The 19,935-nt window shown below is 63.0% G+C and carries 17 protein-coding genes and 1 tRNA gene; 3 read left to right on the plus strand and 15 right to left on the minus strand.

Annotated features, from left to right (window positions below):
- Positions 1–3: 3 nt before the first annotated feature.
- From trxB to H4W01_RS09595, 6 genes are all read right to left on the minus strand, one after another.
- Positions 4–969: a thioredoxin-disulfide reductase gene (gene trxB, locus H4W01_RS09570; RefSeq protein WP_010402973.1), complete on the minus strand. Its 966-nt coding sequence runs from the start codon at positions 967–969 to the stop codon at positions 4–6.
- A 103-nt stretch (positions 970–1,072) separates the two neighbouring features.
- Positions 1,073–1,453, minus strand: coding sequence for a VOC family protein (locus H4W01_RS09575; protein ID WP_209610826.1), 381 nt, complete (start codon positions 1,451–1,453; stop codon positions 1,073–1,075).
- A gap of 110 nt (positions 1,454–1,563) precedes the next feature.
- Positions 1,564–1,640 (minus strand) — tRNA-Met (locus H4W01_RS09580).
- Positions 1,641–1,697: 57 nt separating this feature from the next.
- On the minus strand, positions 1,698–2,207 hold the full coding sequence (locus tag H4W01_RS09585) for a 2'-5' RNA ligase family protein (RefSeq protein ID WP_209610827.1): 510 nt from the start codon (positions 2,205–2,207) through the stop codon (positions 1,698–1,700).
- Positions 2,204–4,126, minus strand: coding sequence for a potassium transporter Kup (locus H4W01_RS09590; RefSeq protein WP_086010578.1), 1,923 nt, complete (start codon positions 4,124–4,126; stop codon positions 2,204–2,206). Before H4W01_RS09590 ends, H4W01_RS09585 begins: the two co-directional genes overlap by 4 nt.
- Before the next feature lie 146 nt (positions 4,127–4,272).
- Positions 4,273–4,713, minus strand: coding sequence for an Lrp/AsnC family transcriptional regulator (locus tag H4W01_RS09595; protein WP_209610828.1), 441 nt, complete (start codon positions 4,711–4,713; stop codon positions 4,273–4,275).
- A 127-nt stretch (positions 4,714–4,840) separates the two neighbouring features.
- Between H4W01_RS09595 and ald the strand changes: the two genes are divergently transcribed.
- Complete coding sequence (ald, locus tag H4W01_RS09600) at positions 4,841–5,947, plus strand: alanine dehydrogenase (RefSeq protein ID WP_209610829.1); 1,107 nt, start codon at positions 4,841–4,843, stop codon at positions 5,945–5,947.
- Between the two features lie 41 nt (positions 5,948–5,988).
- Entirely contained in the window at positions 5,989–7,350 is a 1,362-nt protein-coding gene (locus H4W01_RS09605) for a hypothetical protein (RefSeq protein WP_209610830.1), read from the plus strand.
- A 33-nt stretch (positions 7,351–7,383) separates the two neighbouring features.
- On the opposite strand, the gene H4W01_RS09610 is transcribed toward H4W01_RS09605, so the two are convergent.
- The 6 genes from H4W01_RS09610 to H4W01_RS09635 all read right to left on the minus strand — a co-directional run bounded on the left by H4W01_RS09610 (position 7,384) and on the right by H4W01_RS09635 (position 14,407).
- Complete coding sequence (locus H4W01_RS09610) at positions 7,384–8,541, minus strand: hypothetical protein (protein WP_209610831.1); 1,158 nt, start codon at positions 8,539–8,541, stop codon at positions 7,384–7,386.
- A gap of 233 nt (positions 8,542–8,774) precedes the next feature.
- A complete protein-coding gene (locus H4W01_RS09615; RefSeq protein WP_209610832.1) occupies positions 8,775–9,257 on the minus strand; it encodes a hypothetical protein in 483 nt (160 codons plus the stop codon).
- Between the two features lie 38 nt (positions 9,258–9,295).
- The gene (locus H4W01_RS09620) at positions 9,296–9,901 is read right to left on the minus strand and encodes a hypothetical protein (protein ID WP_209610833.1); all 606 of its coding nucleotides are present in this window, start codon (positions 9,899–9,901) and stop codon (positions 9,296–9,298) included.
- Between the two features lie 238 nt (positions 9,902–10,139).
- Positions 10,140–11,939: an adenylate cyclase gene (locus H4W01_RS09625; RefSeq protein ID WP_209610834.1), complete on the minus strand. Its 1,800-nt coding sequence runs from the start codon at positions 11,937–11,939 to the stop codon at positions 10,140–10,142.
- Between the two features lie 14 nt (positions 11,940–11,953).
- Positions 11,954–12,352, minus strand: coding sequence for a hypothetical protein (locus tag H4W01_RS09630; protein WP_209610835.1), 399 nt, complete (start codon positions 12,350–12,352; stop codon positions 11,954–11,956).
- Positions 12,353–12,367: 15 nt separating this feature from the next.
- Positions 12,368–14,407, minus strand: a complete 2,040-nt coding sequence (locus H4W01_RS09635; RefSeq protein ID WP_209610836.1) for a toll/interleukin-1 receptor domain-containing protein — start codon at positions 14,405–14,407, stop codon at positions 12,368–12,370.
- A 52-nt stretch (positions 14,408–14,459) separates the two neighbouring features.
- Here H4W01_RS09635 and H4W01_RS09640 point away from each other — a divergent pair, with 52 nt between their 5' ends.
- Complete coding sequence (locus H4W01_RS09640) at positions 14,460–15,200, plus strand: Crp/Fnr family transcriptional regulator (RefSeq protein ID WP_154651267.1); 741 nt, start codon at positions 14,460–14,462, stop codon at positions 15,198–15,200.
- 102 nt (positions 15,201–15,302) lie between these two features.
- Here H4W01_RS09640 and H4W01_RS09645 read toward each other — a convergent pair whose 3' ends face one another.
- From H4W01_RS09645 to H4W01_RS09655, 3 genes are all read right to left on the minus strand, one after another.
- Positions 15,303–15,692 (minus strand): response regulator, encoded by a 390-nt coding sequence (locus H4W01_RS09645; RefSeq protein WP_010403049.1) that lies wholly within the window; start codon positions 15,690–15,692, stop codon positions 15,303–15,305.
- Positions 15,693–15,755: 63 nt separating this feature from the next.
- The gene (locus tag H4W01_RS09650; protein ID WP_209610837.1) at positions 15,756–18,221 is read right to left on the minus strand and encodes an ATP-binding protein; all 2,466 of its coding nucleotides are present in this window, start codon (positions 18,219–18,221) and stop codon (positions 15,756–15,758) included.
- 57 nt (positions 18,222–18,278) lie between these two features.
- Complete coding sequence (locus H4W01_RS09655; RefSeq protein WP_334685217.1) at positions 18,279–19,199, minus strand: EAL domain-containing protein; 921 nt, start codon at positions 19,197–19,199, stop codon at positions 18,279–18,281.
- Positions 19,200–19,935: the final 736 nt, after the last annotated feature.

Raw genomic sequence — 19,935 nt, forward strand, 5'->3', positions numbered from 1 at the left:
ACCTTACTCCGCCGCCTCGGCCATTTCGAACTCGGCCTCGGCCAGGAAACGCTCGGCGTCCAGCGCCGCCATGCAGCCCGTGCCCGCCGCCGTCACGGCCTGGCGATACACCTTGTCCATCACATCGCCGCAGGCGAACACACCGGGCACGCTGGTGCGCGTCGAGCCGGTCTCGACCCAGATGTAATGATCGGCATCGAGCTTCAAATGCCCGCGGAACAATTCGGTCGCCGGATGATGGCCGATCGCGACGAAACCGCCCTCGGTATCAAGGCGGGACCGTTCGCCGGTGACGGTATCGATCAGTTCGAGCGCCACGAGGCCGCTGGTGCCGCCGCCATCGACGAAGGAATCGACTTCCTTGTTCCACAGCACCGTGATGCCCTTGTGCGCGAACAGCCGCTCCTGAAGGATCTTCTCGGCGCGCAGCGAATCACGACGATGGATCAGCGTCACGTCGGGCGAATGGTTGGTGAGGTATAAAGCTTCCTCAACCGCAGTGTTGCCACCACCGATCACCGCGACCTTCTTGCCGCGATAGAAAAAGCCGTCGCAGGTCGCGCAGGCGCTGACGCCCTTGCCCTTCAACGCCTCTTCGCTGTCGAGCCCAAGCCACTTGGCCTGTGCCCCCGTCGCGATGATGAGCACATCGCCTTCGTAAATGTCGCCGCTATCGCCGACCAGGCGGAACGGGCGCTGGCTGAAATCGACCTCCACCACCGTGTCGTACATCAGCGTGGTGCCGACATGCTCGGCTTGCTTCTGCATCTGCTCCATCAGCCACGGGCCCTGGATGACGTCGGCGAAACCGGGATAATTTTCCACATCGGTGGTGGTCATCAACTGGCCGCCGGGCTGAATGCCCTGAACGAGAATCGGCTTCATCCCGGCCCGCGCGCCATAAATGGCAGCGGAAAGACCGGCCGGGCCGGAGCCCAGAATCAACATGCGTGTCGTGTGGGTGGTCATGGTCGCTTTCGTCCTGTCGGCCCGCCGCCTCTAGGGCAGCGACGGGCCGACTGGCAACATGGTGGGTAGGCGGCGGCGCGCAAGAGGCCCGCCGCCAGATCGATCAGGCCGGAATCCGGTACATGGCGCACAGCTTGTTGCCAGCCGGATCGCGCAGATAGGCCAGATACAGCTTCACCACCCCGCCATCGCGGATGCCGGGGTCCTCCTCGATCGGCGTGCCGCCCGCCGCGATGCCGACCGCGTGCCACGCATCGACTTGCTCGGGCGATTGCGCGGCGAAGCCGATCGTCCCGCCATTGGCGTGGCACGCTGGCTCGCCATTGATGGGCTTGGTGACCAGGAACATGCTGCCGTTGTGCATGTAGAAAATACGACCATTATTGTCGGAACCGTGCCGCGCGCCGAGCGCGCCGAGCGTCGCGTCGTAAAATGTGCGCGAGGCTTCCAGATCATTCGATCCGACCATGACGTGACTGAACATAGCTGCTCCCTCTTCCAGGCTGCGCCGCGCTTGATCGGCGGCGTCACGTCGGCCGCTAGCGCATTCGTTCGGGCTGGGAAACCGTAGATCGGTGCAGATCTGGTCGCGAGTGGTAGCGAAGGAGGGACTTGAACCCCCGACCCCAGGATTATGATTCCCGTGCTCTAACCAACTGAGCTACTTCGCCATGCGCAGGCGCTAATCACTCGCGAGGCGCGGGCTATAGGAATGCGCGGCGAAGCGGTCAAGCGAACATATGCCGCGAAAGCGCTTCCCACGGTCCGCCGCGATACCACCACGTCGCCAAGCCGACGATTTCGACGCGACGCGGCCGAAAATCGCGCTCCAATTCCGCCAGCAAAGCCTTTGCCACGGCGGGTTCGACCTTGTTCTGCACCGTGACGTGCGGTCGCCAGCCCGCGCGATCCTGCGGGGTCAGCACCGCCGAAAAGGCGTCGGCCAGACAATCGCGGATATCTTCCAGCGCGGGGGACTCGATTCGGAAGGCGACGCCACCGCCCAGCGACATCAATCCAGCGACTCGCGCTTCGGGTGCGGGGACTTGCCGCGTTTCCGCCGTCAGCCGCTGCTTCAACTCCCGCTCAAGGCTTGGCGCGAGATGATGGAACATCGTCAGATGCGCCGACAACTGATTGCGTTCGGGCGGAAAGTGTCGCGTACGCAACGCATCGAACCACGCCGCATCGCTGCGCCCGAACAGCGCGGTGACGATAATGGGCGCGGCCTCGCTCAAATCTCGAGCTGGCTGCCCAGTTCGACCACGCGGTTGGTCGGCAAGCGGAAGAACTCCATCGCGCTCTCGGCATTGCGCAACATCCAGGCGAACAGCTTTTCGCGCCAGATCATCATGCCCGGATGCGACGAGGGCAGCAGCGTCTGCCGCGCCAGGAAGAAGCTGGTGTCGATCATCCGGAAATCGGCACCACAGCGATGCACATTGGCAAGCGCCAGCGGCACATCAGGCTCGTCGATAAAGCCGTAGCGCAGGACCATGCGGTGGAACCCTGCCCCCAGATCCTCGAGCGAGCAGCGTTCGCCCTCGGCGATATACGGCACGTCGGCGATCTTGACGGTGAGCAGGATGATGCGCTCGTGCAGCACCTTGTTGTGCTTGAGGTTGTGCAGCAGCGCGTGCGGCACCCCCTCGGGCGAGGCGGTCATGAACACTGCGGTCCCCGGCACGCGTGTGGCGGAGGTGGCGGCGGACTGGATGAAGATTTTGATCGGCATCGCCGATTCGCGCATCCGGTCGATCATCAACTGCCGCCCCTTCGACCAGGTCGTCAGGATGGTGAAGATGATGAAGCCGACCAGCAGCGGGAACCAGCCACCCGACGGCACCTTGGTCAGGTTCGCGGTGAAATAGGCCCCATCGACGATGAAGAACAGCGCGAGCAACGGCACCGAACGGTAAACCGGCCAGTTCCACAGGCGGAACAGCACGATCGTCAGCAGGCAGGTGTCGATCAGCATCGCGCCGGTCACCGCGATGCCATAAGCCGAGGTGAGGTTGGACGAGGTGCGGAAGAAGATAACCAGCAGGATCACCATCACGCCGAGCAGCCAGTTGACCAGCGGGATGTAGATCTGGCCCGCCGTCGCCGCGCTGGTATGCTCGATCCGCAGCCGAGGCACGAAGCCGAGCTGGATCGCCTGCTGCGTCACCGAGAAAGCGCCCGATATCACCGCCTGCGACGCGATCACGGCAGCCGCCGTCGCCAGCGCCACCAGCGGCAGCCGGAAATGCTCCGACGCCAGCAGATAGAATGGACTTTCGAGGGCGGGCGTGCCCAGTCGCGACAAGAGCGCGCCTTGCCCCATATAATTGAGCATCAGCGCCGGCAGCACGACAAACAGCCAGGAGACGCGGATCGGGTTGCGGCCGAAATGCCCCATATCGGCGTAAAGCGCCTCCGCCCCGGTTACCGCCAGCACCACCGAACCCAACGCCAGAAACGCGCGCGCCGGATCGAGCGCAAAGAATTCCAACGCGTAATGCGGCGAGAACGCCCACAGGATTTGCGGGGTATGCACGATGCTGATCAGTCCGAGTGTCGCGATCACCGCAAAATACAGCAGCATGACCGGACCGAAGAACAAACCGACGCGCGCGGTTCCGCTGCGCTGGATCGAGAACAAGGCAATGATGATCGCCATGGCCAGCGGCAGCACCAATTTACCGAGGCCAGGCGAGGCGATCGCGACACCTTCGACCGCCGACAGCACCGACACCGCCGGGGTGATCATCGAATCGCCGTAGAACAGCGCCGTCGCAAACACGCCGAGCAGGACGATCCCGCGTGACCAGCGCTTATTCTTGGTGCGGCCGTTGACCAAAGCGAGCAACGCTAGGCTGCCGCCCTCGCCCTTATTGTCGGCGCGCATGATGATGGTGACATATTTGAAGGTCACCACGATCATCATCGACCAGAAGATCAGGCTGACGACACCCATGATATGCACGGCGTCGAGCGGCAGCTTGTGATGGCCAGCAAAGGTCTCGCGGAAGGCATAGATCGGGCTGGTGCCGATATCGCCGAACACAATGCCGATCGCGCCGAGCGCGAGCTTGGCGACACCGTCTTTCCGGTGGGGATGAAGCCCGACGCCTACCGAGTCGGGTGCAGCAGGCACAGTGCCCGCGCTGGCCAGATCACTGCTCACGCGAAGGCTGTTCTTGCCCGGATGTCATATCGAGAAATCATGGATGACGGCACTTGTTCAAACGCCCCAATGGTGCGGCGCAATAGCACGCGTCCCCGCCCCCCGCAACGGCACGCGCCAAGCGCAAACGCATATCATTGCTCGCTCGCCAATGTACGGATCGTGAACTGCGTCAACAGGCGATGCACACCCGGCAGGGTGGAGAGCACCTCACGATGGATTCGCTCATAACTGTCGTCGTCGCGCACCAGCACCTTGAGCAGATAGTCCGATTCGCCACTCATCAAATGCGCCTCGCTGACCTGGGTCGTCTTGGCGAGCGCCTGTTCGAACGCCAGCATCGTCGCCTGTCGCTGGTCGGTGAGCGTCACCGATACGAACACGGTCGACGGATTGCCGCGTGCGGCGGGCGACAATCGTGCGCGATAGCCCAGGATCATCCCCTGCTGTTCCAGCGCCTTGACCCGGCGATGCGCGGCCGAGGGGGAGAGGCCGACTCTCGCGCCCAATTCTTCGCTCGTCAGGCTTGATTCCTGTCCAAGCTGCGCGACGATGTTGCGGTCGATACTGTCCATCCGGGATGCTATCGCGCAAATCCGCAGCAAATCGCAACCGCATTGCATTTGGCGCGACCGATGCGCGATCTTTGCAAACACAGAATCGCCGCGCTCCTGTACACTGCCCGCATCAAGGAGAAGATCAATGCGCGTCGGCGTTCCCAAGGAAATCAAGAATCACGAATATCGCGTCGGGCTCACCCCGCCCTCGGTCGCTGAACTCGCCGCTGCGGGCCATCAGGTGGTCGTGCAGACCGGTGCCGGTCTCGGCATCGATTTCAGCGATGCGGACTATGTCGCGGCCGGCGCATCGATCCTGCCCGACGCCGCCAGCGTGTTCGCGCAAGCGGACATGATCGTGAAGGTCAAGGAACCGCAGCCGAGCGAAATCGCGCTGCTGGAGCCGCGCCACCTGTTGTTCACCTATCTCCATCTCGCCGCCGACAAGCCGCAGGCCGAAGGCCTGATGCGCTCGGGCGCGACGTGCATCGCCTATGAGACGGTCACCGCCAATGATCGGTCGCTTCCGCTGCTCAAGCCGATGTCCGAAGTGGCAGGCCGCATGGCGGTGCAAGTCGGCGCGCATTATCTCGAAAAGGAACAAGGCGGGCGCGGCATCCTGCTAGGCGGCGTGCCGGGTGTGGCCCCGGCCAAGGTCGCGATTCTGGGCGGCGGCGTGTCGGGCGTCAATGCCGCGCAAATGGCGGTCGGCATGCGCGCCGACGTCACCATCTACGACATTTCGAACGCGCGGCTGGCCGAGCTCGACATGTTCTTCGGCAGCAAGATCAAGACTGCTTATGCCAGCAAGGCGGCGATCGCGGCCGCGGTCAAGAATGCGCATCTGGTGATCGGCGCGGTGCTGGTGCCTGGCGCCGCTGCCCCCAAATTGGTGACGCGCGAGATGGTCAAGACGATGAAGCGCGGCGCGGTGCTGGTCGATATCGCGATCGATCAGGGCGGCTGCTTCGAGACCAGCCACGCGACAACGCATGAGGACCCGGTGTTCGAGGTGGACGGCGTCATTCATTATTGTGTCGCCAACATGCCCGGCGCGGTCGCACGCACCTCGGCCTTCGCGCTCAACAATGCGACGCTGCCGTTCGTGCTGAAGCTCGCGGCGCACGGCGCAGAGGCGGCGATGGCAGCCGACCCGCACCTCGCCAACGGCCTGAACGTGTCGGGCGGCAAGATTCGCCATCAGGCCGTCGCAGAGGCGCTCGCCTTGCCGTTCGAGGCGTGGGCGCACTGAGACCGCTCGCGGCGGCGGGGCAAAGCTGATATCGCGCGCGAGTGCGTATCCTTTTCCTCGTCGCCGCGCTGAGTCTGGCACCGCTCGGCGCGCGTGCGCAGACCGGTCCCCCTTCCCCAAGCCCTGCCGATCGGATCGCGCCAGCGGTGCCGGTGCCAGCGCTCCCGCCACCGCTCGTTGAAACCGCGAGGCTGGAAACGGAGGCGGAAGCGCTGGCTGAGGATGCCGCCGAATATGCGCGGCAGTTCGGTGTCGCTCCACCCGAAGCCCTTGCGCGCCTCACCGCGCAAAATGCCAGCGTCCCCGTAACCGTCGCGATCGCCGAGCAGTATCGCGACCGGCTGGCCGGAATTGCGATCGAACACCGCCCGACCTATCGCATCCTGGTCTCGCTGACGGGCACCGCGCCAGTTCCAGCACAAAGCATCGTCGCTGGTGGGATCACGGTGCCGATCGTCTTCCGCACGGGCGCGCGGGTCACGCGTGACCAGGTAATCTGGGCGATGACCAATCACCAAGCCGCCTTGCGCGCGGCGCTGCGGACACCGCCGGGCATGGGGCTCGATCCGCGCACCGGCGAACTCGCCATCCTGATCGGCAGCGCCGACGCCCCCGCCGGGACCGCCGCGCTGAAGACGCGGCTCGAGGCGATTGCGCGGGTTCCGGTGCAAGTCCGGGTGCTCAACCATGTCGATGTGAATCTCGCGCCAGAGGGCGGGTCACGCGTTGAGGGCATCAGCCCGGCCGATGGCCGCCGCTACCTTTGCACCACCGGTTTCACCGTGACCGACGGCGTGCGCTATGGCGTCACCACCGCCGCGCACTGCGTCGATGATCTGGTCTACCGCGATCCGCAGGCCGGTTCGACGCCACTGCCCTTTGTCGGCCAATGGGGCTGGGGCTATCGCGACGTGCAGATCAATGCCGCCGACACGCCACTACCCCCGACCTTTTATGCAGACACGGCGCGCACCCGCCTTCGCCCCGTTACCGCTCAGCGCAGCCGCGCCAGCACGCGAGCGGGCGACTTCGTCTGTCATCGCGGCGAACGTACCGGCTATAGCTGCGCGCTGGTCCAACTGACCGACTTCGCCCCTGCAGGCGACCTGTGCGGCGGGGCCTGCTTGCCAACCTGGGTCACCGTCTCCGGCCCCACCTGCAAGGGTGGCGACAGTGGGTCCCCCGTGTTCAGCGGCACCACGGCGCTCGGCGTGCTGAAGGGTGCAAGCTATCGCGGCGACGGCACGTGCGTCTTCTATTTCTACATGTCGGTCGACTACCTTCCGCAGGGCTGGCAGCTGCTCCAGGTGCCGCCGCCGGTGGCGATTCCGGGCCTTGACGCTCCAGGGCAGAGCCTCGGCGAACGTCCTCCCGCCCCCACGACCATCGATGGCACGCGATGATTGCCATCGCCAAAGCGTAGCTTTGTCGCCGTTTTACCAGGCTGTCTGTGGCGGAGGCCCTGCCCAATCCAGGCCAAACTGAAGCGCGACGCCCTCAAAAACAAATCCCGGGACCGCGATCTTGCACCATATTGCGAAATCATACCCATCGCTGCCGCTGCCCACGTTCATGGCAATCTCCACCCGCTGATCGAGCGGATCGTACGTCGCGATGTCGACCGGCAAGAAGTAGCTGTTGCCGTGAAACATATCGATCGGCAGGCGACGCGGTGCCACGAGGATCGTTGAAAAACGGCCATATTCGTCATAAATCAAATCAAAGGCGAACTGATAAGCGTCGCTCGCCTGCCACAACAGGGTCTGGCGCATGCCTTGAACGTTGGTCGCCGGCGGGAGCGGCTGGGGATCAAAAATGATGATCTCGCCCGGCCCCTGCGGGTAGAGCCGATCGACCGCGATCGTCTCGGCCGACAGCGCCAGGGCGTCCCCGGAGACCCCCACCCGGACAGTGGGCGCGATCGGATCCGGCGCACCGACCTGCCGCAACACGGTGCCCTGCCCCGCCCCGTCGACATTGAAAACGAACCCGCCCGGCACCGCGACAATGCCCTCGGGCGAAACGCGCGACCCGGCTGACGGGTGCAATTGGATCTGAACCCGCGCCTCACCGGGCAATTGCGGCGCACGAACGATCAAGCCTGTAGACGGATCCTGACACACATCCGCCGCCCATGTCAGGCCGCGCATGGTGAAGATGCCGGCACCATCATAGACTGAAAGTTGCACATCGCGTGCTTCGCTCGCGGGGTCCGTGGCGACCGCGTCGGCTGCGCTGACCCCGCCCGCCGCTTCCACGCGCCGGATCAAGGGTTTTGCCAAGATGCGGGCCCCCGCCGGCCCAGCCCCAGCGGCCCCGCCTTCCTGGATCAAGGCGAAATTGTAGTAAGCCCGTGGCCCGCCATTGAGCATGGGAGCGGAGGTGCCGACGATCGTGCCGAAGCTGAAAATCCAGTCCACCCAATCGCCGTCCGCCGCCAGCGCCTGCAATCGGGCAATCGTGCGCTGGACATCGTCGGTCTGATAGGCCTGCCGGGCGCTGTAAAAGAAATATTCAGGTGCCATGAACACCTTCAACACCGGGCCCGCCGACGGTGGCGGGGTCGCAGCCAAGGCATCGCGGGCAGTTTGCATCGCGCGCGCCATCAAGGCGCAGCGTGCCTCAACATCGCGGATGGAACCGTCCGAGGATTGAATTTGAAGGTCATCGCTTTCAAAATCGGACTGCACCGTATTCGTAACGTAGGACACAAACTGAACGCCACTATAATGCATTTTAAATACCCAAAATAACATTATTATCGTTATTACGTAATGATCACATAAACTCTGCGATTTTTATAGTATTGATCCGCATATTACGTAGCTTAAGTGGTATAGGATTGATTGTCGTTGGTTCCAGCGATGACAACGGGATCACCGTGACGCATATCCGTACGGTCCGATCGGCCACTTGTCGGGAAACGCACCCGATCTGCGCTTTGCTCGGTCAGCGCCACACTCGGGCAGGCAACCATGCCGCCGTCGAAATGAAACAGATGCTCCTGCCCCGGCTGTCGATAATAGATGTCGGCAAAAATCGTGAGGCAAGGCGTTCCGTCGATGCGAATATCGCCGATTTGCCGCAGCGTGCCGTGCACATGGTAGCCGGACGAAAAATCGACCGCGAACCAGCTTGGCCGATCTTCGTAAATCGCGACCTCATGCCGCTCATCGAGCGATGAGGCGCAGCGTACGATGGCGACGGCAGGCGGATCGAGATCACCCGCACGCCAAGCGCGATCGAAAATGATCTCGAAGACGAGGCAGCCATCATTTGCGGTCCAGAACCGGGTTATGTTGCGAAGCAACGGCAGCCCCTTCCCGCGCGAGATTTGTGGATCGCTACTCACGCCATCACGACGTTTTGCAGGGAAAAGCGAAACGGCGTGGCCAGGACATCCCCGCCGCCGCCGCTCATCACAATGTCGGCACTGGCCAGCCCGAGGAGCGACAGCTCCGTTTTGACGTTTGAGAGCGTTTCGGGGTCAAGCGCCTGCCCTTCCGAAACCGCCGCTGCCGCGCCCACCCAAAGCGAGGGCTTGAGCTGGAATACCGCCATTTGCTGCGGCGGGACGCCCGCCTTGACGGCCAGCAGTCTGCCGTCGCGGAAGATGTTTGCCGTAATGCTGGTGTCCGGCAAGGCGTTGCGAACCTGAACCTCGCCGGCAGCCGCTTCCGCCGCGCCGAACGCCGCTGCGGACTCCGCGCTTTTTGGCCCGACGACGAAATAGTGCGAGTCCCAGCCCGACACCGGGCCGGCGATCGCGCCTTCGGCATCGGTGGCGACCACGTCGATCGTGGTTGGGAAAACAAAGCGATGGGTCAGGCCTGGCGCGCTGTCCGGAATGACCTTCCACGCAATGGGCGCGTCGTCAGCCGCGCTGGCAAGGTTCTTCTGGAAGAGAACAATGGCGGATTTGTTCATATCGTTGGAATTGTTGATGAAATTCAATTCTATCGCCACCGCGCTTCCCCGCATCGACCCGCAGACGCCGATGGCCGACAGCGGTCACGCTGCAGCATCGGCGGGAGCGCGGCCCGTTGAGCAGGTACGGGGGAATCGGGCAAAATATGCATGTCGAACCCCCTTCCGTCGTCCGGGCAACCGGCCGTTCGAGAACACGATCTTCTGGGGGTCCCGTGCCTGTTACGGCAACGAAAGGATGTGCAAAATCACACAGATTTCGCAGCTATCTCGCGTAGCTCCGCATATCGCCTCGCTCGCGACGCACGAGATTGAAGATCGAAAGCGGGTCGAAGTCGCGCCGTGCTTTGGTCCGCCCGACATAGCCACAACGGAAGCGATCCGCGTGAAAGGTCGCGAGCGCACCGGCCAAGGCTTCGCTGACATAGACCGATCCGGGGGCGACATTCGGTTCGATCCGTGCAGCGACGACGACATGCGCGCCCACCACGGCTTGCGTGCCCAAGATCGGGTTCATCAACAAGTGCACCGGGCCGTAATGCCCGCCGATCCGCAAGGCGAGCCAGCGCGGCAGCCCGTGCGCGCGCAAGTTCAACCGGCGATGCGATGCCAGGATCGTCAACGCCGCCTCTGCGGCGTCGGCCGGCTGGTCAAACACCAAGAACACCCCGCCCCCCCATGTCTCGACATGTTCAGGCGGGTGGGCGAGCTTCATGACCGCTTGGGCGATCTGCGCCATCACCACGCTGAAAAAGGCCGGAATCTGATCGTCGCGCAAGCTGCCAAAGCCGCGCACATCGACGAACAGCATGGCTTTCATCACGGTGGGCGGACGCGCGGTCTGCGCCCGCGGCACTGGTCGAAGCGGCGCTCGGTCGAGCGTCAGGATGATCTGCCGTCGCGGTGCGCCCGCCCAATATGCCAGATCGGCAGCGACCGTCGATTGCGCGTCTCCGCCGGAGACGGCCAGCTGCACCGCTTCGGTTGCCAGCGCCTCGGCGCGCAGGATGGCACAGCCGATCGCAAATTGACTCGAATAGGTGAACACCTGATCGTCCCCGGCATAGGGATCTTTGGTGGCCAAGCGAACCGACTGGGCGCACGCCAGACACGCCTCGAAGCGCCGCACCCAGGCCTGGCCAAAGGGCGCGACCGATGTGGCGACGAACGACGCCACGGCAGTCGGCAACACGACATGCAGTTCGGCGCCACACGCAATCAGCGCCTCCGCCCACAAAATGTCCGCGCCTGCCGCCAGGCCGCCATAAGCAAAACCGACACGATTGCTTCTCAAGACACTCTGCATTTCCGCAGCAAGTGCTGCGGTGCGGCGCGTGCTGGGATCGGCTCGCTGATCGGGCGATTCAGGCCAGTTGAAGATACGCCCCGTGAAATGCGCGACTCGTGGCGGACGCAGCGGGTCCAGCCACGCGTTGGAACCGCCCAGTTCCTGCAAAATAATGTCGATCTGGCCAAGCGTCGACGCGTGCGCGGTATAGTCCTGAGGAGATCGCGCGATCGCCTGCGCCAGGGTTTCTGCCGCTGCCTCCGGCGCGCCGAGCAAGACCTGAGCTTCGGCGCGACTGGCCAACGCATAATAGGATTCGGTGGCGTCGCCCTCGTCGACCGTGCTCGACAACACCTTTTCGGCCGCCCGGCGCGCGCGCTCGCCGTCGCCCGCGATCAGACTCATCGTGGCGACATTGATCGCGCTGTATAAACCGCCATGGCGCGCGTTGCTCGCCGCGTAGCGCAGCGCCGACGCGCGAGCGAAAGCCCGGCGCCGTGCGCCCGACGACGCCAACGCCACGTCCTTCAACAGGCGCGCGCCAAGCGTTACCGCCTCCGCATCATCCGGGTCACCGCCAAGCCGCCAGCGCGCATATTCAAGCCGCGCAAAATCCGTGGCTCCCGATCGCGCCAGACACAAAACCGCCGCATGGGCAACGGCGGGAGAAACGCCATCCCGCTCGATCCGCCGATAGGCCAGATCGTATGCGGCAAGATGCTCGCCGCGCCGGATGAGTGCGGCGAGACGAGCATCCTCAATACCTGCATCACGCAAAAGCGGTGGCCGTCTTACTGACCGCCGCCATTTTCAATCTTAGGGTCCAGTCCGATTTTTTGGCCATGGCTGTCAACGAACATCAAGCTATATTCATAGATACCAAGGCGCGCGCATTGAAAAACGATACGAAATTTGGACTTGGGGGCAGGAGCGTCGCCGACGCTGTTTTCAAGCCAGCTATAGCTGGAGAAATTGATACTGTAATCGGCACCCACAACGAAAGGCCGATCCTGAAACATCCAACCGGAATTGATCAGATCGTCTTTCAGAGAAAAGATAATCGTCGTCGGCTGGTCTAGTGAAAGGACCAAAGGAACCGGATTTTCCGGATCGATATAATTCATAAAATTATAGGTCGAATCGATTCCGACAACAATTTCTGTCGTCAGCGCAGGCCAAACTTGAGTCATAATGATCCCCCCTTTTCACTGACTGACAGTTAAACCCGATTTCTTCCAAAAGGCAAGAAACTCCGGCCGCCGATACCCTGAATTATACAGGCTGCGCGCGGTTTGCTGCGCATGAGCCGCATCGCCGCGTTTCAGCCATGCCCGCGCGAGGGTGTCGCGCCCTTCGGGTAGCAGAACGGATTCAAGCGGGGCCAAGGTGGCGATCGCCAGATCGGCTTCCCCGCGTGCGAGCCGCGCGAAACCGACCAACATGGCGACTTGCCCGGGCTCCTTACGCAGCGGATGCGCTGCGGCCTCGACCAACAGCACAGACGCCGCACGCGAAGCCCCGCCCGAGTCGCCCACGCGCTGTGACCGCTCAATCGCTTGCCGCTGCCATCGCCCCTCAATCAGTGGCTTCCAGCGCCACGTGGCTCCGCCAATCGACCGTAACCTGGCAATCCGTTGCCGGGCCAGGTCATGCGCCACCCGCGCGCCGGTAACATCTCCCCTGGCGATCGCAAGGTCGACCGCATCGAGATCCGCAAGCGCCGCATCCGCCAGCCACACTGCGTTGCCGGGATCAAAGGCGACAAGCTTGGCAAGCCCCGCTCGTGCCCGCCCCAATACGGCTGCACTCTCGTCCAGCTTGCCAAGGTCAAGCGCCCGCCGCGCCAAAGCGAGATCGGCCGCATACACCTTCTCTTCCAAAGGGCGATTGGCCGAATCGCTTGCGAATTGGGTGTGCAATATCGTCGAGGCGGTCGCGCGCTCGACATAGGCCTCGCGCACATTGCCCAGCAGGAATTGGGCGTCGGCAACCCAGTTTTGCGCGTCGACCAGATCGGCCAAGCGATCGCTGTCCCCGGGTGCCTTTTGGCTTGCGTCCTTAAATCCCGCGCGGGCCACCTCAAAAGCGGCAAGCCCATCCCGATATCGCCCTTGCTCAAGCAGGAGCGTCCCCAGATTGCTCCGCGCATAAGCGGGCTCCAGCCGCCAGTCCGCACGCTTGGGGTCGATCTGCACCAACATGTCGGCAAGCCGGGCATATTCCCCGAAACCATGCTCTGCCGCCGCGACATGATCGAGCTTCCACTCTACGAACGCCAGCCAGTAGATGTTCTGCGCATGGTCAAACAGACGAGTGCCATCCTGCGGCGCACGCGCGACGAGCCGCGCCGACGTCGCCGCCGCGTCGGTGAAGGCCTGCGCGGCACCTGGCAAGTCCGCTCGTTTGACCCGGATCGAACCGATCAGCGTCAGCGCCTTGGCTTGCTGCGCCAGCGCGGGATCATCCAACCGGTCATCGTCGAGGCGGGCATAATGATCGAGCACTTTGCGACCGACTCCGTCGAGCACATCCAGCCGCCCAACCGGTTCCAGCTTGCCGCGCAGATCGCCCAGCATGAACGCCACCAGGTCCTCACTTTCGGCGGCTTGCCGCTGGGCGAGCCGCCGCGCGTCGATCGCGGCGAGCGCCAGCGCGCCAAAGGCGACGCTGAGCAGCATTGCAGCTGCGGTAATCGCCGCCATCAGGCGCGTGCGACGCCGGGCATCGCGCTGGATCAGAAGATCGAGCCCCACGCCCAGCAATCCCGCCGCCAGTTTCAAACGCGCGAGACGCCGCCCATCGCCTCCGGGGCGCAAATCTGCGGCGAGCGGCTCCTGCCCGGCCGGCAGCGCCTCGCGCAGTGCTTGCGGCAGGCATTCCAGCAGCGACAGATCCGGTTGCGCCTCCCCGACAAGGACGCACAAAACGCGGTCCGGCGAATGCGTCGTCAGAAAATGCGCCAATTCCGCATTGACCCAGCGCGACGCAAGCGCGGCGGGAGAACACAGCAAAATCAGATAGGAAGAGCGATCGAGCGCGCTTCGGATCGAATCGCCAAGATCCGGGCCGGCCGAGAGTTCGGCCTGATCGCGAAAGATCGGACGCAGCCGCGTCGGCTTGCCCGGATCTGCGCCCAGGCGGCGCGGCGGCCGATATCGTTCCAGCGCGCGATGCAGCCACTCCGCCCAGTAACGATCACTATGGCTGTAACTGATAAACGCTATATAGTCCGCAAACTGTGCCACGTACTCGCCCCCCGGCTGGCCAACGCAGAATGCCTAGGGCATTGAGCGTTTGATGCAAGATGTTGGTGGATCGAAACAAATCTCGTCGGCCGCCATGGCGGCCGTGGAGCGCTGTGCGCTGTTCCGCCACATGAGCCAGGCGGAACGCGCGCATGTGGCAGCGCACACTGTGTGGCGGATTTATCAACGCGGAGAACAGGTTGTGCGGGCGCAGGAACCCGGCGAAGACGTCTATATCGTTGCCGCCGGAACCCTGTTGGCGAATCAATTTTCGCGGGCGGGACGTGAAATCGGGTATCGCCGATTGGAAGCGGGGGCGCACTTCGGTGAACTGGCCGCGATTGACGGTGCCCCGCGATCGGCCAATGTTTTCGCGCTGAGCGTGGCGGAGATCGGACGGCTGCCCCAAGCGCTCGTCAAGACGCTGCTGTCCGAGTGTCCGGGCTTCACCCAAGCGTTGCTCGAAGATCTGACCGCGATGGTCCGCAGCCTGAGCGCGCAAGTCTTCCGATTGGGTGCGATCCCCGCCCCCTGCCGCTTGCAAATGGAATTGCTGCGAATGGCGCGAGCGAGCGGGGTCGCGGAGGACCAGGCCCGCATTACCGGCATCCCCACCCATGCCGAAATGGCCGTCTTGGTGGGAACGCAACGCGAAGTCGTGAGCCGCGAGTTTGCACGACTGGCCGCGCTTGGCCTGATCGCTCGGACCGGGAGGGATCTCCTGATCACCGCCGTTTCCGCGCTCACCGCAGAAATCGAGCGCCAGGGCGGCGACCCTTCTTTGTCCGAATAGCCATGTCCGAAACTGCGCGCGGCGGCGCGTCCCCTTGTCCACGGTCCTGTTGCGTGCCGCGGTCGGCCTCATGGGAAGAGGAACCCGCCGAGACAGGCTAGATCACCCGATCATCCCGTCGCCCGCGCCTTTGGCGAGCATCCGGCCGATCGCATCGAAGAGCGAATCCATCGCGACGGGTTTGAACAAGACCTCGTCAGCCCCTTGGGCGATGCACCGTTCGCGCAAATCGACCGCAGTATCCGCCGTCACGACGATCACCGGCAAATGGGCCTTCGCGTCGCTGCGCGCCCGGATGTGGCGCAGCGTTTCAAACCCATCCATCCCCGGCATCCGCAAATCGAGCAGAACAATCTCGAAATCCTGCGCGTCGATCAGCGCCAGTCCGATTTCCCCGCTTTCCGCGCCCGTCATGGTCGCGCCAGCCACGTCGAGCATGTCTTTCACGACGCGCCGATTCATCGGGTCGTCTTCGATGAACAGGATGTTCACCGGGGGCAATCCGTTATGGAATCACGAGAGGAAAAATACGCCATGATGTGCATCTCTATCGTGTCATGCCGCTTGCGTTACAAGCACCTCCGATGCGGATTTCGCAGCCGGTACCGCGTTGCCGAACATCGCCGCCGCCAACGCCGCGCCCGCGATAGGCTTGGCGATCACGCGGTCAATCCCCATCGCCGCGAAACGGGCGCAATCTTCGGCACTCGGCGCGCGCCATAGCAAGGTCGTTATCGCATCGCTCGCTCCCAGCGCGGCCAGGCCAGCGTCCACATCGCTCTCCGCTTGTGCCGTCGCATCGTCGATCAGGACGCGGGTAACGCCGCCCTGCACGATCCGGGCGACAGCCTCGTCGACACTCCCCGCGAACAGCACCACGCCAGCGCGCGCTTCGAGGACCGCGCGCAACATGCTGCGCGAGATTGGGTTGCGATCCAGGATCAGCAATGCGTCTGGCGTGGCCTCGGCGGAGGCCATGGTGACGGTTGGAGCCGGTGCCAGCGCCAATGGCAGCGAAAGCGTAAAGGTCGTTCCCGTGCCCACCACGCTCTGCACCGTCACATCGCCGCCCATTGCGCGCGCGAGATTCTGACAAATCGCCAAACCAAGCCCGGTGCCACCATATTTGCGCGTTGTGCCGGCATCAACTTGGCGAAACGATTCGAAAATGATGCCGATTTTGTCGTGTGGGATGCCGATCCCGGTGTCGTTGACGCTGATCCGCAGCGCCGATCCCTCGCTAAAAGCGCGGACGGTGATCTGGCCCCGCTCGGTGAATTTCAAGGCGTTGGAGAGCAGGTTGAACGCAATCTGCCGCATCCGCGCGGGATCGCCTTCGATAAAATCGGGGCAGGCTTCAAGATCAAGGACAAAGCCCAATCCCTTGCCCCGTGCCTGCTCCTCCCACATCCGCGAAACATCGCGCAGCATCGCTTTGAGGTCGAACGGCACCTGTTCGATGGTGAGGTTGCCCGTCTCCATCTTGGCGACGTCCAGAATGTCATCCACCAGCGCGCGCATCGTGACGCCCGCGCTGTGCACCACGCCGATGCGATCGCGCAGCGGTTCCTCCAGGCTGCGATCCGCCAGCATCACTTGCGTCATGCCAAGAATGCCGTTGAGCGGCGTGCGGATCTCATGGCTGGTGGTGGCGAGGAACTCGGTTTTGGCGGCCAAGGCACGCCCCAGCGCTTCGTTGGTTTTTGCGAGATCGACGTTGGCCGCGCGCACTTCGTTGCGGCTGCGCCGGATCGTAATCAAGCCGAAGGCAAGCATCGAGACGATGATGACTGTCGCCACGGCCAGCCCGCCAAAGATGGTTTGCTGGGTCCGCGCACGATTGCGCGCATCTTCGATGTTGCGGAGCAACTGAGCGCGCTTCAGCTTTTCGATTTTCAGCTCCTGGTTCGCGAAATCGAAGCGGGCGGCGGCGAGCGCGGTGTTGGCCGATGCGGCGAGCTTGGAGGTTTTGTCGTCGACCTGTTTTAGAGCCTCCAGATGGACCAGGGCCTTGGCTTGGTTGTGAGTCTCTTTGTAAATATCGTACGCAACGAGATGCCCCTCCCGCATGTCGAGCGTGGAGGCGTTGGGGTCGACATTGGCGAACGCCCGCTCAATCAGGCGTTGGGCCTCGGGCAGGTTGCCGCGCAGCCGAGCCGCCCAAGCCGAAAGCACCAGAAAATGGTTTCGTGACGCCGCCGCATCGGCTCCGCGTTCGGCCTGCAACCCAAGCGCGATGCTGCGCTCGGCGGCGGCGCGTTGCCCCGCAAACAGCTGCGCCCGCGCGATATTGCGCAGCGTACTCGCTTCCAGGGTTGGGGTCTTCAAATCGTGCGCCAGCGCCAGCGCCTTCCGAAACGCTGTTTGCGCTTGTGCGATTTTATTGAAATCCATCAAGCAGATGCCGCGGTTCGTGTAGATCGAAAACAAAAGCCGCTGATCGCCTTTGTAAATATCCGCCGACTGATCGAAATATCGCAAGGCGCTCTTAAAATCGCCCGCTTCCTGATACAGGAAACCGATGCTGACGATGGCGATCGCGCGGCTGCGCGCCTCGCCAATGTCCCGGAAAATGTTATGCGCTTGTTGGTAGGATGCGAGAGCGCCCGCCACATCGGCTTCGGCCAGTCTCAAGCCGCCCCGCGACAGCAAGAGATCGCCGTACAGTTTTGTCGGCTGGGCAGGTTTCGCAACCAGCGCGAGCGCGTGTTCGATCAGCGGCTCGGCACGGGCCGTGTCGTTCAGCCGCAAATAGGCTTCCCCCTGCAGCCATTGCGCGGTTGCCACGGCCGTGTTTCGGCGCGCCGGCGCGAGGTGATCAGCGATCCCCTCGGCCGCCCGCGAACGATCAATCGCGATCAAGGGGTCGCCAAACATCTGCGCTTTGGCATCCGCCACCAGCGCATCATAGCGAACGTCCCATTGTGCCGAAGTTTGGGCGAATGCCGGTCGAGCAAGCCCGCACGCGCTAAGCGCGATCAGGAACAGCATCACGATCCGACGGAACATCAGGTGCCTCATGGCACCACTCCTGTCAGAACAGTCCTTAAATTCGCGCTAATTCGTCAAAAATAGCGCTCAGGCGCTTTTCCAAAACGTCGCCGGCCGCTTGAACATCGATTGCCGCGCATCCTCTGCGGGGCGCGCGCGGTATTCGTGCAGGAAGCGCCGAAAAGCGTCGATCGAGATCGGTCGGCTGATCAAATATCCCTGAACCATGTCGCAGCCCATCACCGAAAGCAGCGCCATTGCGGCTTGGGTCTCCACGCCCTCTGCGGTCACTTCCATATCCAGCGCATGGGCGAGATCGATGGTGGAGCGCACGATCAGCGGATCGCGATTGCTGCTCGTCAATTGCAGCACGAACATCTTATCGATTTTCAGTTCCCGCGCGGGGAGTTGCTTGAGATATGCGAGCGAGGACAGACCGGCCCCGTAATCGTCGCTCGCGATGACGATACCACGATCCGCGAAAATCTGAAGGTTGGCGATCGCGCATTCCGGATCGCGGATCACCGCCGTTTCGGTAATTTCAAATCCGATTTTTGCACCGCAATTGTGGATCTTGGCGCAGGTCGCTTCGACAAAGTCTTTGTCGCTGAGAAGCTGACCCGAGATATTGATGAAGATCGTCAGGTCATGTCCGTCCGTCGCCAGGATCTTTTGATCCCGGATCACCTCGTCGAGCGTCCAGAGCGTCAGCGCGGCAATTTGCTGCGCCTGCTCTGCCACCGTGATGAAATCCCCCGGGAGGATCAGGCCGCGTTTAGGATGCTGCCAGCGCACCAGGGCTTCCGCGCTGGAAATCTGTTGTTCGCGAACGTGCACTTTCGGCTGATATTGCAGGAACATCTCACCATTGACGATCGCCGCGGGCATCTCACGCGTGAGCGTCTGCCGGTCGAAGGTCGGGGTGCACACCGATAGATCGCGCACCACCGGCTGATGCGCCGAACGCGCATCTTCCAAAGCACCTTCAGCTTCTTCGATCAGCCGCACATTTTCGATCGTTCCGAACGGTGCCGCCGCACCGCCAATAACGATTTGAAAAGCGCACGCCTCCTCCAAATCGGGCGGACCATCGGCAGCGCTCCGCAGCGCGGCCAACGCCGTTTCGAACTCGCCAAAACTCGCCCGCTCGAACGATACCTCAATCACCGTGCGGCTGACGACCATCGTCGAACTGTCGGGCAGGATCGCGCCAATGCGCCGTTCCAGATCAAAGCCCAGGCTGTCCGCGCCGACCCGCCCGATCTTGCGTCGCAGTGCCGAGAAATTCGCGATTTCGACCAGGCAAACGATCTGCCACGCGCTTGATCCGCTCGCTCGCCGGGCATTTTCCAGACCGCGCTGTAAGATTTTGCCCGGCGCATCGGGCACACCCTTTCGCTGCTCCGGAGGGCGACGACGCGGATTCGGGGGTTGCACGGCACGCACCATAGATTTCGAGGTAAACGGGAGCATTAAACGAACCGTTAATCGTCCCCGCCCGGGCTCGTTGCGTCGCCGAAACGCGATTGCATTATCGTTAAGATTCAATTAATAACCCCGAGCACCCAACTGGGTGTGTAAGGGAGAAAACGTGATGTTGAGCTTCATCCTCGATGTGGTTTACGGCGAGGGCAGCCGCCCCTGGTAAATCGTTCTATCGACCCGATGCGGGGGTGATCCGTTCGCTATTTGAGTGGGTTAGCTCCGTGTCGGGTCGGTGTTTTACCGAGACCGCTCGAAACGT

Source organism: Sphingomonas sp. PL20, assembly GCF_017875905.1.
In the GTDB taxonomy this organism is placed as follows: Bacteria; Pseudomonadota; Alphaproteobacteria; order Sphingomonadales; family Sphingomonadaceae; genus Sphingomonas; species Sphingomonas echinoides.

Coding starts and splice junctions, on each gene's coding strand:
- ald (WP_209610829.1), top strand. CDS start 4,841: ATGCGCGTCGGCGTTCCCAAGGAAATCAAGAATCACGAATATCGCGTC.
- H4W01_RS09630 (WP_209610835.1), bottom strand. CDS start 12,352: ATGACTCAAGTTTGGCCTGCGCTGACGACAGAAATTGTTGTCGGAATC.
- H4W01_RS09595 (WP_209610828.1), bottom strand. CDS start 4,713: ATGGACAGTATCGACCGCAACATCGTCGCGCAGCTTGGACAGGAATCA.
- H4W01_RS09610 (WP_209610831.1), bottom strand. CDS start 8,541: ATGCAAACTGCCCGCGATGCCTTGGCTGCGACCCCGCCACCGTCGGCG.
- H4W01_RS09650 (WP_209610837.1), bottom strand. CDS start 18,221: ATGAGGCACCTGATGTTCCGTCGGATCGTGATGCTGTTCCTGATCGCG.
- trxB (WP_010402973.1), bottom strand. CDS start 969: ATGACCACCCACACGACACGCATGTTGATTCTGGGCTCCGGCCCGGCC.
- H4W01_RS09575 (WP_209610826.1), bottom strand. CDS start 1,453: ATGTTCAGTCACGTCATGGTCGGATCGAATGATCTGGAAGCCTCGCGC.
- H4W01_RS09640 (WP_154651267.1), top strand. CDS start 14,460: ATGCAAGATGTTGGTGGATCGAAACAAATCTCGTCGGCCGCCATGGCG.